The 16,880-nt window shown below is 45.0% G+C and carries 12 protein-coding genes; 11 read left to right on the forward strand and 1 reads right to left on the reverse strand.

Annotation, left to right across the window (positions count from 1 at the left end):
• Nucleotides 1-1,902 (reverse strand): contractile injection system protein, VgrG/Pvc8 family (locus CAN34_RS01010; protein ID WP_133063012.1); only part of this gene is annotated, 1,902 nt, incomplete at its 3' end.
• A gap of 216 nt (nucleotides 1,903-2,118) precedes the next feature.
• Here CAN34_RS01010 and CAN34_RS01015 point away from each other — a divergent pair.
• The 11 genes from CAN34_RS01015 (at nucleotide 2,119) to CAN34_RS01065 (ending at nucleotide 16,880) form a co-directional block, all read left to right on the forward strand.
• The gene (locus tag CAN34_RS01015; RefSeq protein WP_123891895.1) at nucleotides 2,119-2,598 is read left to right on the forward strand and encodes a tetratricopeptide repeat protein; all 480 of its coding nucleotides are present in this window, start codon (nucleotides 2,119-2,121) and stop codon (nucleotides 2,596-2,598) included.
• 19 nt (nucleotides 2,599-2,617) lie between these two features.
• A complete protein-coding gene (locus tag CAN34_RS01020) occupies nucleotides 2,618-3,424 on the forward strand; it encodes a hypothetical protein (RefSeq protein WP_089554063.1) in 807 nt (268 codons plus the stop codon).
• A gap of 27 nt (nucleotides 3,425-3,451) precedes the next feature.
• Nucleotides 3,452-3,964 carry a type VI secretion system contractile sheath small subunit gene (gene tssB, locus CAN34_RS01025; RefSeq protein WP_079691435.1) on the forward strand — a complete coding sequence of 171 codons (513 nt, stop codon included), beginning with the start codon at nucleotides 3,452-3,454 and terminating at the stop codon, nucleotides 3,962-3,964.
• Nucleotides 3,965-3,967: 3 nt separating this feature from the next.
• Entirely contained in the window at nucleotides 3,968-5,458 is a 1,491-nt protein-coding gene (gene tssC, locus CAN34_RS01030) for a type VI secretion system contractile sheath large subunit (RefSeq protein ID WP_079691436.1), read from the forward strand.
• 54 nt (nucleotides 5,459-5,512) lie between these two features.
• Nucleotides 5,513-6,016 (forward strand): type VI secretion system tube protein Hcp, encoded by a 504-nt coding sequence (locus tag CAN34_RS01035; RefSeq protein WP_079691437.1) that lies wholly within the window; start codon nucleotides 5,513-5,515, stop codon nucleotides 6,014-6,016.
• 93 nt (nucleotides 6,017-6,109) lie between these two features.
• A complete protein-coding gene (tssE, locus tag CAN34_RS01040) occupies nucleotides 6,110-6,601 on the forward strand; it encodes a type VI secretion system baseplate subunit TssE (protein WP_165767590.1) in 492 nt (163 codons plus the stop codon).
• A 54-nt stretch (nucleotides 6,602-6,655) separates the two neighbouring features.
• Nucleotides 6,656-8,479 carry a type VI secretion system baseplate subunit TssF gene (tssF, locus tag CAN34_RS01045; RefSeq protein ID WP_089554065.1) on the forward strand — a complete coding sequence of 608 codons (1,824 nt, stop codon included), beginning with the start codon at nucleotides 6,656-6,658 and terminating at the stop codon, nucleotides 8,477-8,479.
• On the forward strand, nucleotides 8,443-9,483 hold the full coding sequence (gene tssG, locus CAN34_RS01050; RefSeq protein WP_089554066.1) for a type VI secretion system baseplate subunit TssG: 1,041 nt from the start codon (nucleotides 8,443-8,445) through the stop codon (nucleotides 9,481-9,483). The genes tssF and tssG overlap by 37 nt, the downstream gene beginning before the upstream one ends.
• Before the next feature lie 299 nt (nucleotides 9,484-9,782).
• Nucleotides 9,783-12,683: a type VI secretion system ATPase TssH gene (tssH, locus tag CAN34_RS01055; RefSeq protein ID WP_089554067.1), complete on the forward strand. Its 2,901-nt coding sequence runs from the start codon at nucleotides 9,783-9,785 to the stop codon at nucleotides 12,681-12,683.
• The gene (tssA, locus tag CAN34_RS01060; RefSeq protein WP_089554068.1) at nucleotides 12,683-13,834 is read left to right on the forward strand and encodes a type VI secretion system protein TssA; all 1,152 of its coding nucleotides are present in this window, start codon (nucleotides 12,683-12,685) and stop codon (nucleotides 13,832-13,834) included. The genes tssH and tssA overlap by 1 nt, the downstream gene beginning before the upstream one ends.
• Nucleotides 13,835-13,943: 109 nt before the next feature.
• A complete protein-coding gene (locus CAN34_RS01065) occupies nucleotides 13,944-16,880 on the forward strand; it encodes a type VI secretion system Vgr family protein (protein WP_089554069.1) in 2,937 nt (978 codons plus the stop codon).

Genomic DNA, 16,880 nt, shown 5'->3' on the forward strand with positions numbered 1-16,880 from the left:
AAAGCGATGACGTAGTACGCCAAGCTCTAATACATGCTCACCAGGGGCAAAGGTAGCTTTGTCTGTAATAGTTGGCGTCTCAGCATTTGCTCGCGTGCCACTATTTGCCGTCCACTGTAGACCAATCTTGTTCGGTGTATCATCAAAGCTTAGGCTCACCTCAGAATCGGCGCTAAGTCCATACTGGGCGATACCCGATATCCAGCCACTGTGGCTGTCATCGTCATTAATTTGCGAATGACCGAGGCCACCACCATGCCATCTGGGGGAAGATCCGCCTTGCAAGTTGTGTCTATTCGATAGTCCGCTATCACGAGTGGTGATATCTTTTTCATCGACATCGCCCATACCGATACCGTCGAACAGTGCACGGCTAATTACCGGACTATCGATATCACCGTACCAGTGGTTAAGCAGTACCGATTGTCCCAGACGTGGGGCGAACTGCCAACCGTGCGCCGCACCCGATGAGAGTTGTAATGCGCGCAGGGGCGGGGTAGTGCCGTCATCGTGAGGGCTGATGCCTGACCAAACGGGCGTAGTAATGGTTTGTTGTAGGTTGTCAGTGCTGACACTAGAGTCGTAGCTGGGGGAGGCTGATAAGCTTGCGTCGCCAGTACGTGCTTGAGTCAGACCCGTATAGGTGCTGCTGACAAAGGAGAGCTTGCTGGGATAAGGGGCGTAGGGGGTAGTCGCTTCTAATAAAGTGGCTGATACCCAAACCCCAGTATCTCTGGCAATATCGTAGCCATGATCAGGTATAGACAGATGAATGGCGTTTGTCACATGACGTTGCATGTGCTGCACTGTGCGCTGTAACCACTGCTTAATAAATACCTGATGATGATAAGAGACGCTATCGTTGTCAGGTTCGATACCGATTGTCGTCACAGCAATGCAATGAGTAGATAGACTGCCAATAGATGGTAAATTGTTAATACTCACAGGACTACCGACACTAAGACCACGCATGGCACCAGTCGCTTGATAGGTTTCGCGGTGGCAGCGATTGGCACATATCCACTGTTTAGCAACATTGGTGGCGGCCTCATCGCTGTTTACTCGAGACGGTGCAGCAAGTAGTACAGTGCTGTCATCCGTCGTTAACGGTGATTCATCTACCGCTTGACCTTCATAGATTGTATCGGCTGCCAAACCATCTGCCCGTACTATGACCGTATGACTACCAAGTTGCCGAGCACTCATCTGTAGCGCATTCACACTGTCTTGACCTGACTGTACCGAGGATTGTGCGTAGCGGTAGCTTAGTGGCAATAGCTCACTTTCATCTAAGTCACTGACCAGCCACCACGTACCAAGCTCATCAATTGAATCACCTGATACCCACAAGGTAGACACTCCAATATCAGCAAGCAGTCCAGTAACAAAGTCATAGTCACTGACGTCCGATTGGGTACGCATTGGTAACGGTATATATAAGCGCTTTGACGATGCATTGTCTGATGATAAAAGGGACTCAGACACTTGCCATTGCACATCATAGTCGCCAAGGATAGTGGTCACAATATCGAGCGTCGATTGATTGATAAAACAACGGGTATGTATCGACTGGGTCAACTGCCAATCAGGGCTAACGATATCTAAAGTATAGAAATGCATCGCCCCATCCGACTGCTGATACTTTATCCCTCTTATCAGCCCAGTACCAGTACGACCGCTAGCAGTACGATCAGCGGATAATGTGGTTAAGCATATAGGGGAGTCGATTAATAATAAACAATCGTCCGAATGTAATATATTATTAACAAACAAAAGTACTTTAATACTATCAACTTGGTTAACACCACTTACCATAGAAAATGCGATAGGATAAAAGGCGTTTTTAGTTAAAATACTGGTATCAATGGCTATTTTATGTAGACGAGCGGTCTGAGAAGGCATAATAGAGGTACCATGACTGCTTATTTTATGCCAAGGAAATGGCTAGAATAGAGATGTTACTGAATTATTTACTAAGAAAATTATAGAGTTTATTGAAATATTGTCAAGTATATGTATAATCAATCTCAATTATTTTTAAAAAATAAAGAACTTTAGTTCTATTAATAGTGTTTTTAGATGTTTTCTCTTTATACTTTTAGTGATGATACTGCGCTTATGAACCACATTTATCGTACCAAGCTTATAGACAATAAACTTACAACTGCAGGTCTGCTATCTGTTGTGCTTACCGCTTCTTTGTTGACAACTGGCTGTAGCACGACCACCAAGGAAAGCCAGCAAAATACAGACAGTCAACCAATAGTCAAACAGTTAAGTGAGCCGTCACTCGCGTACCTGTCTGACGCCACCGAGATGAGTAATGCCAATCAAAGTGATGTTGAGGCGTGGATGGCTATCGCTAAAAGTAACTATGAAGCGAAACGCTATGCACGGGCGTTAAGAGCGGCGAACGAAGCTCTTAGTATTGACAACGAAATGATCGACGCGCGTCAGATTGCGATGCTCTCAGCAGTCAAAGTGATGGAGAGCAATATTGATGCTTATCACGACGATGCATTGATGGATAGCGGTGATAAGACAATGTTTAAAGACACATTAACTGATATCACAAGCCTAATTAATACGTCTAATTAAAACAATTTTGGGCAGACAAATGCATTTATCTCATACTAATAATGGCGAGCAACGACTTACGATGACCAGTATAAATAGCAGTATAAAAGTCAGTTTTAAGCTACCTAAAGCGCTCTTGGTGGGTTTGTTTATTATGGGCTCAGCGATGAGTGCAGCGCATAGTGAGCTTGTGATACAAGAGAAAGATCCAGGCGCTAGCATCATCAATCAATTTGCTGCGCTCAAGAGTGCTGATGCACAGTCAGTGCAACTGCATCAATTGATTACAGATCTCAATCAGAGGCTAGATAGCAATCCAAATGATTCTTTAGCATGGGAGATTCTGGCGCAGATTTACTATAACAATGGCTATCATGATTATGCTGTCTATGCAGCCAATGAGGCAATTGATCTGGGTCAAAATACTGCTAAGCTGAAAAAGATATTGCTAAATAGCAGCGCTATTGTCTCCCAAAGCCAATTGCGATCAGATTATTTGACGGATGAGGTCGATGGAGAGTTTTTAAAAGAGTATCAGTACGCTCTTAGTAAAATCTATGGTGAAATCTACGGTTTTAATTACGATGAGTCTTTGCCAAAACCACCTGCACCAGTTGTAAAGTCTAGAAACACTAAAACAACAAGCAAATCAAAAGCGCAGCGCCGTGCCTCTGTAAAAAAGCAAGCCACTCCTGTTAAAAAGGCGACTCCTCCTAAAAGAAAAGCAGCAGTAAAACAACCGCCACGACCAGTACCAAAAGCGAAGCCTGTGAACAAACCGGCTAAACCATCATCCCCCAGAAACAGCAACGCCAAATCCACTGATCCATTCAGTATATTACGTTGAAACCAGAAACTGCTGAGGTAACTTATTATGGCAAAGCAAGACAGTGTGCAAAAGAAACTCGCAAAAGTACGTGCGCCTCGGGTGCATCTTACTTATGACGTCGAGGTTGGCGATTCGATTGAAACGAAGGAAATCCCCTTTGTAGTCGGCGTGCTAGGAGAGTTCTCAGGAGATTCTAAGCTTGAACAACCGCGCTTTAAAGACAAAAAATTTGTCGAAGTGGATTTGGATACTTTTGACGAGGTAATGTCAGGTCTAGCACCGCGTGCGACATTCCGAGTGAAAAACGACCTGAGCGATAAAGGTGGCGAGTTTGCGGTTGATTTAGCATTCAATCGTATCGATGATTTTCGTCCAGAATCTGTGGCTGCTCAGATTGAGCCGTTAAAAAAATTGGTACAAGCACGAGATCGCTTAGCAGATTTACGCAACAAGATATCGGCCAATGAAAAGCTTGAAGACTTATTGGACGATGTGCTCAAAAATACTGAACAAGTCAAAAAAATGGCAGAACAAAATCAAACTGACGGTGAGGATTAAACGATGAATGCCCAAGCCCAGCAGCATATAGCAACTGATTCGTTAAATAGCGAAAGCTATGACTTACTCGAAGAAATCGTCAATAAGAGTAACGTTGCCAAATCCGATGATGAAAAAAATCGTGCGATGTCGCAAATCGCAGAGCTGGCCAATGAAGTTATGCAAGGTACGGTAACATTATCAGATAATTTGGCCGCATCGATTGATGCCCGTATTGCCCAGATTGACGCGTTGATATCTAAGCAGTTGACCACTGTCATGCACGCGCCTGAGTTTCAAAAGTTGGAGTCGAGCTGGCGCGGTTTGCATTATTTATGTAGTCAAACGCCATCGGAATCTATGCTTAAAATCCGCATGATGAACACTAATAAACGTGAGCTAACCAAGGATTTTCAGTCTTCGATCGACTTTGATCAAAGCACCTTGTTCAAAAAAATCTACGAAGAAGAGTTTGGTAGCTTCGGCGGTGAGCCGTACGCCGCTATCGTCGGTGATTTTGAATTTACCCGCCAAAACTCAGATATGTATCTACTTGAGCAATTATCTCATGTCGCTGCGGCTTCCCATGCACCCTTTGTATCGGCAGCATCTGCTGAGATGTTTGGGCTTGATTCGTTCACTGATATTGGTCGTCCTCGTGATTTATCAAAAATATTTGAAACGGCTGAGTACATACGCTGGCGTGCATTTAGACAGTCAGAAGATGCGCGCTACGTCGCACTGACGGTACCTAGCTTCTTAGGTCGTCTGCCTTATGACCCTAAAGATGGCACAGTGGTTGAAGGTTTTAACTTTACCGAAGAAGTATCAGGTACAGATCATAGCGACTATCTATGGGTAAATGCCGCTTATGCCTTTGCTTCACGTTTGACCTCAGCTTTTTCTGATTATCGTTGGTGTGCCGCTATTCGTGGCGTTGAGGGAGGCGGCTTGGTAGAGGGTTTACCTGTCCATACCTTTAAGACAGATGAAGGGGACTTGGCACTGAAGTGTCCAACGGAAATCTCTATTACCGATCGCCGTGAAAAAGAGCTGAGTGATTTGGGTTTTATTCCGTTAGTCCATTGCAAAAACACCAATTATGCGGCCTTCTTTGGTGCGCAATCCGTGCAAAAAGCCAAAACATACCAAAACGATGATGCGAATGCCAATGCGGTGTTGTCAACTCAGCTGCAATACATTATGGCAGTGTCACGTATTGCTCATTATCTAAAAGCGATGATGCGCGATAAGGTTGGTAGTTTCTTAGCGCCTGGTAACGTTGAGTCGTTTTTAAATGACTGGATTTCTCGTTATGTGTTGCTAGATGACGGAGCCTCACAAGAAGCAAAAGCCCAGTACCCACTGCGCGAAGCTTCTGTACAAGTTGTAGAAGTACCGGGCAAGCCTGGAGTCTACAAGTCAGTGGTATTTTTAAGACCACACTTTCAACTTGACGAATTGTCTGTTTCTTTGCGTCTGGTCACTCAACTGCCGCAGTCTAGCAACAGCTGATCGTTTATTAAAATCCAACGTTAAATTTAAACTTCTCAAAACAAGGTATGTGATATGAAAGATATTTATATTCAGTTCCGTGGCAAATACAAAATTGATGGCGAGTCTCGTGATAGCGAGCATAAAGGTTGGCTTGAAGTAAATACTTGGGATCATTTGATCCGTCAGCCAAAATCAGCGACAGCAAGTAGCGTTGGTGGTCATACTTCTGAGCGTTGTGAGCATGCTGACATGACGTTTATGAAGGACTTGGACTCAACCAGCCCTAAGCTATGGGAAGCTTGTTCTGCTGGCTATACTTTTGATGAAATCCAAGTTGATTTTTATCGTGCCAACGGTGATAAACGTGTTAAATATCTTGAAGTAAAGCTTAAGCATGCGCTTATCGCGAGTGTTGAGCCGACTGTACGTTCAGAAGGCGTACCAATCGAAAAGTTTGGCATCAAGTATGCTGCTGTTGAGTGGACTTACACCCAGCAAGATATCGATGGCACTGCTAAAGGCGCTGTCACTAAGAAATGGTCGCTAGCCAATAACACTGCTACTTATACCGCCTAAGCTAGATAGTTTCAGGTGTTGTCTATTTATTGTGACAAAAAAGAAAGGTTTATATTTAGGCCTTTCTTTTTTCAAATGGGAGTGATCGTATCGATGAATTACGCTGCTAAGGTATCTGCCAAAGAGGTCGGTTTTCGCCCAAACCTGTTCGAACAGCTATTTGATGATCAGCCTCGTCATTTGGCGCATGAACTCGTGGTCCGCCGCCTCAATATTGATGAGTTAAAATCTTCGGTCGCACAAGACTTAGAGGCATTGTTAAATACGCGCTGTGTGTTGTCCAGTAAGCTTCAAGCTTATCAACATGTGCGCTCATCGATATTGAACTTTGGCATATTGGACTTTGTGGGCTTAAGCAGTGCCAATCCTGCTGATTGTGATTATATCTGTCGGCAAATCGCCCAAACCGTCGAGCAACAAGACAGCCGATTAAAAAACGTGCGAGTATCGTTAGATATTGGCGCCATCGATGTCAATCAGCTGTGTTTTTCTATTGAAGCTTTACTAAAAGTTTACCCCGCCCAAGAGCTGGTCAGTTTCGATGCATTCTTTGAGCCAAGCTCTCAGCGTTACTTAATAAAATAAAAGATATCATCGTCCAATCTGCACAGTTGGCAGCGATAAATATATTGAGGCATTATGGACAGTCTACTTCCTTACTTTGAGCATGAGCTTAGTCTGTTTAATAAACAGTCAAAGGAGTTTGCCAAAAAATATCCAAAAATAGCCAGTCGGCTATTGATGGGACACGATACGGTAGATGATCCACATATTGAGCGGCTGATACAGGCTTTTTCACTGATCAGTGCGCGCATCAATAAAAAGCTGGACGACTCGTATGCTGATTTTACCGAGTCTTTATTGGAAGTCGTCTATCCCGATTATCTCAAACCTTTCCCATCTGTCTCTATCGCGCAGTTTAATTTAGGCATGCAAGGCAATGCGATGAGCGAAGCGATTTTAGTTCCTAAACGAAGCCCATTTGCCAGCCAAAAAATAAATGGCACGCCTTGTCAATTTCAGTCAACCCAAGACGTGACCTTGCTGCCGCTACAGATAGACAGCGTCGACTTTGAGACACGCCAAGAAGTGTATGACAATCAGCATGGACTGCTTAACGGTTGCATTAGCATTAAGTTTAAAGCGCTTAATTCGAGCTTTGATTATCAAGCATTATTGAATCATCCATTAGATTTGTATATAGATGAAGACGCCAGTCAGGGCACCAGTCTGTGGGATCTACTAGGATGTGATATTAAGCAAACGCATCTTCATGGTAGGCAAGTCAATAAGATAAACGCTAGTCCGTTTGAGATTATAGGCTTTGACCCGGAGCAGCAAATTCTGCCCAGTCATCGAGTCAGTAATGCGGCCTCTGCTTTGTTAAAAGAATACTTTTATTTTCCAGAGAAATTCAACTTTTTACGCCTCAATCTTGGTCATACTTGCCCTGATTTAAAAATTGATAGTACTGGCTTTGAGATTCGCTGCTATTTTAAGTTTGATAAAAAAAACACCATCCGCCTAAAAAACTTGCAACAACTGAGTACAAGCAGTATTAAATTGTTTTGTACGCCTGTGGTTAATTTATTTAAGGCCGCGGCCAAGCCCATTCAAGTCACCCATCGTTCTATCTATTATGATTTGGTACCCGATACCCGCGCGCTGTTTCAGCATGAAATCTATGAGGTCAATAAAGTCATAGAGTCCAAACAAAGCGACAATCGTTTGCTACAGCGTGAATACCATCCATTTTATGCGCTCAATCACTATGAGCAACAAGATGCTGGTCGTTATTATCATATCAAACGTGACAAGGATATGGCTGAGTTTAAGCAGGGTTTTGAATATCAGATTATGTTTGTAGAGAAAAACCGTGAGGACTTGTCAGGCGCGGTGAGCATGAGTGCTTCTTTATTATGTACCAATAGAGATTTGCCAGCACAGGTTGTATTCGGTCAAAGTCGCGGCGATTTGTTTAGTGAAGGGATGACGGGCTTTAGCAGTCTGTCGTTGTTAAAGCAACCCACCAGAACGGCGCGATTTGAATACACCGGTGAAGAGCGTTGGCGCTTGATATCGCTGATTAGCCTAAACTTTTTATCGCTTGCTGGCCAAGATGCCGAGCTGATGAAAGAATATCTGTCGCTCTATGATATTACTCAATCTGCCTCTAACAAACTACTGGTCGAAGGTATTGTCTCCGTTACGACCAGTATCAAAGCTCGACGTATTCAGCGTTTGCCGCAACCGGGTTTTGTGCGCGGTACGGCGATTGATATTCAAATTAACCAAAAGAACTTTGCTGGGGTCAGTATCCGCCAGTTTGCCCATTTATTGGCGCATGTTTTTGGCTATCACGCCAGCTTAAATAGCTTTGTTGAGGTGTCTATAAGTGATGCTGTTACCAAAGAGGAGATATATAGATGTCAACCACGCAGTGGTCTCAGTCCTCTTATTTAGCCGATCTAATCGCTGCGCCGCAAGCCTATGAGTTATTGCAAGCGCTACGTTTGGTTCGCCATGAAGTCAGCATGGGGCATGCGCCTATCGAAGTGCGTTACCGTGCCTCCTTGTCATTGGCTTATCCGCAAGCTGAAATTGAGTCGATGTCACTCATTGCCCAAGACAATATGGAAGACGGTGGCGATTCAGTAAAGACTGGTCAAGTAGAGGCTAGTTTATTGAAGGCTAGGCAGATAGAAGTTTGCCCCGCAGTTATTGGACTTACTGGTCCATTGTCGGCCTTGCCAGCGATGTATACCGATCATCTGGCGTCGCGGGTAAATCACGCAAAAGATAAAGCAGCACCGGCATTTTTAGATTTGTTTAATCATCGTTTGACAGATTTGTATGTGCAAGCAAGCTGGTTTTACAACTTGCCATTACAGTATGAGTTAAACAATAAAAAAGACAGCTATCTGCTGAGCTTGCGAGCGCTGGCACGGCAGCCGAAGAAGCTAACGGCAATCGATAGCTTGATTGCTTATGCTGGCACGATTGCCCCAGGGCGTTTGACTGCTGACCAGTTGTCGCATGTGTTGTCGCATTTTTTGAACAGCACCGTCAGTGTTGAGCAATTCGTACCAGAATGGTTTGATCTACCAGCAAGCGAGCAAACGGCGCTCGGTGGGCAGCATGCTGCACTTGGGGTATCTGCATTTTGCGGCGCGCGGGCCGTACAGTTCGATAGCAAAATTAGAATTGTATTTCATCAGTTGGATGCCAAGCGCTATTTAAGACTGTTACCAGCCGGCGATATGTATCGCGTGATTATTGATTTTATTCGTAAATGGTGCGGTGTCTGCTTGGCGGTCGAGATGCAACTGGAGTTAGACAAGCAATATATAAGCCCTTTGTCACTATCAGAGAGTAGATTTGGTGGCTTGGGGCAGGGTGGGTTTTTGGTATCTCAGCCTGCAACTCAGCATCATGATGACACCCGCTATGCGCTGCCTATTCAGTAGAAAGATATTACTAAAAAAGACACGGTTAATAGTTGTATATAGGCAGTTCTAAATAAAGTCGATACGATTGTAATAAAGTAAATAGCCACGTACTACTGTTATAAATTTTTCTTGCTTGCTGTTCGCAAGCGTGACAGAGGCTGCGAAAAATTTACTCCAGTAGCACTCGTATCGCTTTTAAAGTGAATCAACTATAAGTTGCTTGTTTACTAATAACTCTCAATAGCCACTCTAATTTTGATACATCCGTTTAATAAAAATAATGTTAAGTCTAATGAGAATCCCAAAGGAAAAGGTTTATGAGCCAGTTAAAAGCTGTAATTACTCGCTTGAGTCCAAGTTGCCGACAGTGTTTGCAGCAGGCGGCTAGGCTTTGTATCAATAACGGGCATCGCGAAGTTGACACTGTCCATCTATTGCATGAGCTGATTGCTACGCCGCACAGTGATGTGGCTCAAATACTCAAAGTGAATAAAATCAATCAGCAGTCATTACTAGCAGACATAACAGATCTGCTCAATACTTTTGGTCAGGCAACAGGCTCAACCCCTGTTTTTAGTCAGGACTTGATGGCGCTGTTAGAAGATGCATGGGAGCTGGCAAGCAGCCAACATGGTCAGAGTGACCATAAAAATAGCCCACTAGAGATTCGTTCTGGACATATATTACTAGTGCTATTGGCGTATGAGCGTTATCAGGTATTATTAAAAACCCTTCCTGAGCAACTCCAGTATATCGATCGTTTTACCCTAAAAGATGATTATGAGCATCAATGTCTTGGTAGTACAGAAGGCAGTGGCTCGGCTAATATGACTAATAAAAGCGCTGATATTGATGACCATGCAGGAAGTCGTGAGTCTTTAGACACAGAGCAAGCAAATGCCAAGCCAACCCCTGCATTAGATAAGTATACCTATGATTTAACGGCTAAAGCTGATGCCGAGCAAATAGATCCGGTCATTGGCCGCGAGTTTGAGATTCACCAGCTTATCGATATTTTGATTCGTCGTCGCCAAAACAATCCCATCTTAACCGGTGAGGCTGGCGTGGGTAAAACGGCAGTGGTAGAAGGCTTGGCGCAAAAGATAGTCGCCGGTCAAGTACCTGATCAGCTCAAAGAGGTGACGATACGTAGTCTCGACATGGGGCTACTGCAAGCAGGGGCGAGCGTCAAAGGGGAGTTTGAAAACCGCTTAAAGCAAGTTATCGAAGAAGTACAAGCTTCGGTACAGCCGATTATATTGTTTATCGATGAAGCGCATACGCTAATAGGTGCTGGCGGGCAGGCGGGTCAAAATGACGCGGCTAATTTATTGAAGCCTGCACTGGCTCGCGGTGAACTCAGAACCATCGCTGCAACGACTTGGTCAGAATATAAAAAATACTTCGAAAAAGACGCGGCATTATCACGTCGCTTCCAAGTGGTCAAAGTCGATGAGCCTGATATCGAAACGGCAGTGGCGATGATTCGCGGTTTGAGTGCCAAGATGCAGGATCATTTCGGCATATTAATAGACGACGATGCGCTACAAGCGGCAGTGGAGCTATCGGCACGTTATATCAGTGACAGGCAACTACCGGACAAGGCTGTCAGTGTGTTAGATACGGCGGCCGCACGGGTGAGCTTATCAAAGACCGCCATGCCCAATCAGCTGGATAAATTAAAAGCCAAAGGGTTGCAGCTAGAGCAACATATCAATAATCTCAGTCAGCAGCTTGAGCGTATCGGCGGCGTTGACGAAAAAGAAAAGATCAGCCAAAAAATAGCTGTCCTTGATGAGCAGCGTCAGGCTAATCAACAAAGCATTGTTGATATGACCAGCCGCTGGCATGAGCAGCGTCAGCTTAATGATCAATTAGATGCGCTTAATCAACAACTGAATGGCGAGCTCAATACTGCTGATACCCTTAGTGCAAAAGAGCGCTTGGACAAACAAGCTGAGTATCAAAATATCGAGCAAGCGCTAACACAGATACAAGATAAGCAGCGCCTTATTCATCCTGTATTGGATCGGCAGGTCATCAAGCAGATTATCTCAGATTGGACCGGTATTCCACTTAACGATATGGCAGGTAATGAGAAAAACCATCTCTTAAATTTGGCCGATACCTTACAAGCACGCGTCATCGGCCAAGATCATTCTGTTGCCGCTATCGTCAAGCGGATTCATACCGCAAAAGCCCGCCTAGATGATCCCAATCGTCCGCAAGGTGTCTTTATGTTAGTAGGGCCAAGTGGTGTGGGTAAGACGGAAACCGCATTGGCGCTATCCGAGGTATTATACGGCGGTGAGCGTAATCTCATTACTATTAACCTGTCAGAATATCAAGAAGCACATAGCGTTGCCTCATTAAAAGGCTCGCCGCCAGGTTATGTTGGTTATGGCGAAGGTGGCGTATTGACGGAAGCTGTCCGCCGTCGCCCTTATAGCGTGTTGCTACTCGATGAAGTCGAAAAAGCCCATCCAGACGTATTGGATTTATTTTATCAAGTCTTTGATAAAGGGGTCATGGAAGACAGCGAGGGGCGTTTAATTGATTTCAAAAATACCCTTATTTTATTGACCAGTAATATTGGTTCAGCGCAGATTATGCAGCAGTGTATCAATACTGATCCGAGTATTACGGACTTTAACCTGCCAGATAGTGATAGCCTAAAACAGGCCATTAATCCGCATCTGTACAAAGCCTTTAAACCCGCGTTTTTAGGTCGCTTAACGGTCATTCCTTATTATCCGTTAACGGATGACGCGCTGGCAGAAATTATTCGCTTAAAGCTGGATAAAATCACTGGGCGTATTCATGACAATTATGACGTCCCTTGTGTCATTGATTCTGAAGTGATCGAGCTGATTTTATCGCGTTGTCACGAGGTCGATTCTGGTGCACGTAATGCCGATGCGATTATCAGTCATACCTTGCTACCGCAGCTGGCGGGTCAGCTGCTTGCTCATGATGACAGTCAGAGTGTGCTAAAGAAGATAAACGTATTCGTCGATGAGGACGATAATTTTGCCTATCGTCTCGATACTGATGCCGTCGTGGCGCTCAATCAAATGGCGCAATACAGTGAAGATGAAACCGGAGATCAGGTTGAGAAATCGCCAAGCAAACCAGTTTCAGCTAAAAAGCCTGCCGTTAAAAAGCCGCCAGTGAAAAAAACAGCCAGTAAAAAGGCTATTAAAGAGGAGTCACTATAATGAACACTGATAACTCTTTAGTAATCAACATTGATGCGCTTATCGCGCCAATTGATGGCAGTCATCATGGCGTCGGTGAAGACCTGATATTTGATCCACGTATCGATGCCATCGTTGCTGCTCGTCAAGAGGATGATCCATTATTGGCACAAGGCAATTGGGTCACTGAGCTAAAAGTCGCTGACTGGGACTTTGTAAAAAACCAGTGTGCCGATTTGCTCAGTCATACCAGTAAAGACATGAAATTGGCACTTTGGTATGTCGATGCGTTAAGTCATACCGACCATTTAGCAGGTATTAGTCAGGGTTTGAGTCTGTTGCAGGCACTGAATGATGAATATTGGCTGACCATGTATCCGCCACTAGATGGCGAGGAAGACAGTATGGATATCAGGGCAGGGCTGCTGTCATGGTTCGTTAAGGCGCTTACTGATGATATCAAACAGCTATCGCTCGCTGATACCAAAGCAGGAAATTACAATTATAACTACTATCTAACCGCTCGTGATCATGATAAACAGCGTCAGCAAAACCCCGATAGCGAAACGTCCAATCAGCTAACGCTGAGTGACTATAATCATGCCATAAAGACCAGTAGTGAGACTTGGCAACAAGCACTCATGGCCAATCTTAGGGCAGTTACTGAGCAGTGGCAGACACTGACCGACCAGCTCAATAATCTGATGGGTATGGATGCACCAGTATTCGCACCAGTCACGGATTTATTGGTGGCACTGACCCAACATTTGCGTCCGTTGATACCAGAGTATTCTGATGATAATAGTATGTCCGCTCAAGATAGCGTAGCCGATACTATAAACAGGATGGGTGATAGTGAAAGTGCGATATCGGATAGTAGTGGACAATCCGTTAGCACAAAAAATGTTACCTCAACCAGTTTTAATCCTAGCAACCGTGATCATCAAAGCAATCGTCAGCAAGCGCTTAAATTGTTGGGTCAAATTCAAGACTACTTTGCGACCAATGAGCCGCACAGTCCAGTGACATTTTTACTTGGCCGTGCGATTGATTGGGCTGATATGCCGCTGGATCAATGGCTCACCCATATTATCAAAAACGAAGACCAGCTTTCGACACTGTCTGACATGATTGGCATTCAACCCAAGCGTGATTCATCTGACGATGGTTAGTAGCTGAATCAATTACTAACGAATGCTTGATTAACTGGCAATCTATACACAATTTGTGATCTTGCAATATTAAACTTTCCACCTTTGGACTGATAGAGAAGGGCTTGTCATGGTATGGACTCAAACAAAGCGGCATGTGCAACTTAGTAGTGCCCATCCTGATATTGCCACCAGTCTCATTCAGCAGGCTGACTTGGTTGAAAGCTTACTTGGGATGCCATTGCCCGACAGTGTTTGGAGTAAGCCCGCGCTTATGCCAGCGCCTAATGCCTATCCAAGTCCGTATCATCAAGACCAACGACAGCAGTCCTATCAGCAGCGCCAGCTTGCTCTGTATTGTGGCTACCGTATTAGCATTATCCTACTGCATCCACGAGCAGGACTGGATATAAAGCAATGGCTAGGCCAAAACCTAGCCATTCACTGGCACACGGGTGACGCCATACTACCAAGCCAAACCCGTCACGGTATCATCACCGAAGCAGTTGCCCTCGGTAGCAACAGTGGTATGGCGGCCTACCGCATTACCTGCGAGCCTATGTTAAGTCAGCTACGTTTGTCTAGCCATAACCGCCGTCACCATCATCTCAGCCTCAGTGAGCTTATCACCCAAATCATCAGCCCGTACGGCATGAACATTGAGATTGACGAGCGCCTCAGTGATGACAGCAACTACCATATCCAGCACAGCGTCCAATACAACCAAACCGATCTGGCCTATCTGACCCAATACCTTGCCCTCTACGGCATCACGGGCTACTACCGTCATGAGAACGACAAGCACACTCTAGTCTTACTACCTAGTGATGGCGAAATCTTACGTCCAGACATAGATGATATTCAAAGCATCTTAAGTCAAAACCCTGCCAACCTTGCTGATAGACAAGACCGCATCACTGCCATTCGCCCCCGTATTGCTCAGCATACCCAGCAGAGTGATCTACATCGTTATGACAGTCGCTTGATGAGTACCTATACCGGCAGTAGCAGTAGCGAACAAGCAATTGATTCGGACAGTCCCAATATTCACAGTCGCTTTTTGCACAGTCATAGCCGTTTTGATAATGAAGGTCTCGATAAGCTTGCCACCCGCTACCAGCAGAACGCGCAGCAGCGTGCCAATCTAGGCAGCTTAACCGGCAATATCCGTCATCTTAATCTGCCAAGCGCGCATCATATCGATGGCAACCCTTACTTAACCGATCCCATCAGTCTGGTATCTATTCATCAGCACATTAACAATCATATTCCGGCAGATTGGCTGGGTATAGCCCCCTTTGATCCTATTACCTTACAGTCCAATGCGAACCATGAAAATGATGACGACAATGACAACAACGTCCATCACATCAACGCCTGCTACCTGCCATTTCCGCACCATCATCATATTCCTTATGGCGAACATCTTGTTAAACTTGGACCACCGCATCCGAGTCTGACAGGTCTTATGAGCGCCAGTATTATTGATACGGACAGCAGCGCCATTACTAATGACCGCAACCACCGTGCCCATATTAGATACCACTGGCAAAGTGAGCAAGAAGGCAATAATCAGAACAGCCATCAAAGCCAAGACAGCGCGCACTGGATACCGATTGCCAGTCATTTAGTTGCCGATCACATGGGACAAACCCACCCTTTGCGTCATGGTCAACACGTCCTTATCGACTTCATTGGCGGCGACATCAGCCATCCCATCATTATCGGCAGTACTCACAATGGTCAAGGTAATTCTGATGCTCAGCATAATAGCATCGTAAGTGACACCGATACCCTTGACGCCACCAGTCCAGCTTGGTTTATCAATCAAAGCCATGCTCATCCTATTGATGGCATCAAGACTCAAAGTATCGATAGTAGTCGAACAGGGGAGGCGACCAAAGACAGCCTTATTAATGGCTATAACCAGCTGATGTTTGACGCTCATCCTGACAGTCCACAGATTAACGTTTATAGCAGCAGCTTCCAGTCTAGCTTAACCATCGGTCATCTGTATCAGCATAGCGACCACACTCGTGGTCAAGCCCGTGGACAAGGTATCAGTATTGAGAGCCAAGCCGCCGCCAATGTGCAAGGCAGTACAGGTATTCATATTAGTAGCCATCAATCAGGCAGTCAATCAAAGCGGCACATGAGTCATGACAGCCATAGCAAACTGCAAGCTGCTGACCAGCATCAACAAGCCTACACGCAGCTTGCCGAGACTCATCAGCCAGTGGGACTAGAGGGCAGCAGCAAAGCCAATAACACCGCAGAGCAGCAAACACCGTTTGCCCAGTTTAGCAAAGACACTAACGATATTACGCTTAGCGAATCTGGACAATGGCAAAAAGCCAACCTGCTCATTGACTCCCAGCGTCATCTCGCACTGTTAAGTGGACAACATAGTCAGCATACCAGTACAGAAAGCACGCATAGCCACGCCACCGACAACACCCATCATCACAGCCAAACCCAGATGAATCAACTGGTAGCAGGCAATATTCACTACTACTCAAACAAATCCCAAACCCATACTGCCGCCCATGGTGATGTGACCATACAAGCCCATCAAAATCAGATGCGCCTCGATAGTGAGCAAGTACTGCGTATCCATAGCCGAGACAGTATTGAGATCATCGCGCCTGATACGTTAACCCTAAAAGCAGCAGGCAGTGGTATTGAGATATCAGGTGGCAATGTGACGTTTATTACGCCTGCTCAAGTGGGCTATAAGGCTAGTAAAGTGGATTGGGGGAGTGGGGGTGGTTTAGGTTTTCCTGCCGTGCATTTGCCAACGGCGAAGCTACCTGAAAACTTAGATTATTATCTTCGTTATATTATTCATGACCAAGATGATAAGCCGCTTGCTTTTACTAAATGTATGCTGATTAAGCCTGACGGTTCAAGTGAGATGCATACTACTGATTATAAAGGCAAGTTAAATTTAATTGTTGACGATGAATTAAAAGACTATGAGTTGCATGTCATTGTGCATGAAATGGAAGAGTTGGATGACAATGACAATGACAATGACAATGATAATGACGCAGAGGAGGCGAAATAA

Origin of the sequence: Psychrobacter sp. DAB_AL32B, assembly GCF_002224105.1 — a bacterium.
Lineage (GTDB): Bacteria > Pseudomonadota > Gammaproteobacteria > Pseudomonadales > Moraxellaceae > Psychrobacter.

Excerpts from the sequence above, each read along its gene's own strand:
- CAN34_RS01020 (WP_089554063.1), top strand. The coding sequence starts at position 2,618 with ATGCATTTATCTCATACTAATAATGGCGAGCAACGACTTACGATGACC.
- tssH (WP_089554067.1), top strand. The coding sequence starts at position 9,783 with ATGAGCCAGTTAAAAGCTGTAATTACTCGCTTGAGTCCAAGTTGCCGA.
- tssA (WP_089554068.1), top strand. The coding sequence starts at position 12,683 with ATGAACACTGATAACTCTTTAGTAATCAACATTGATGCGCTTATCGCG.
- tssE (WP_165767590.1), top strand. The coding sequence starts at position 6,110 with ATGAATTACGCTGCTAAGGTATCTGCCAAAGAGGTCGGTTTTCGCCCA.
- CAN34_RS01065 (WP_089554069.1), top strand. The coding sequence starts at position 13,944 with ATGGTATGGACTCAAACAAAGCGGCATGTGCAACTTAGTAGTGCCCAT.
- tssG (WP_089554066.1), top strand. The coding sequence starts at position 8,443 with ATGTCAACCACGCAGTGGTCTCAGTCCTCTTATTTAGCCGATCTAATC.
- tssB (WP_079691435.1), top strand. The coding sequence starts at position 3,452 with ATGGCAAAGCAAGACAGTGTGCAAAAGAAACTCGCAAAAGTACGTGCG.
- CAN34_RS01015 (WP_123891895.1), top strand. The coding sequence starts at position 2,119 with ATGAACCACATTTATCGTACCAAGCTTATAGACAATAAACTTACAACT.
- tssC (WP_079691436.1), top strand. The coding sequence starts at position 3,968 with ATGAATGCCCAAGCCCAGCAGCATATAGCAACTGATTCGTTAAATAGC.
- CAN34_RS01035 (WP_079691437.1), top strand. The coding sequence starts at position 5,513 with ATGAAAGATATTTATATTCAGTTCCGTGGCAAATACAAAATTGATGGC.
- tssF (WP_089554065.1), top strand. The coding sequence starts at position 6,656 with ATGGACAGTCTACTTCCTTACTTTGAGCATGAGCTTAGTCTGTTTAAT.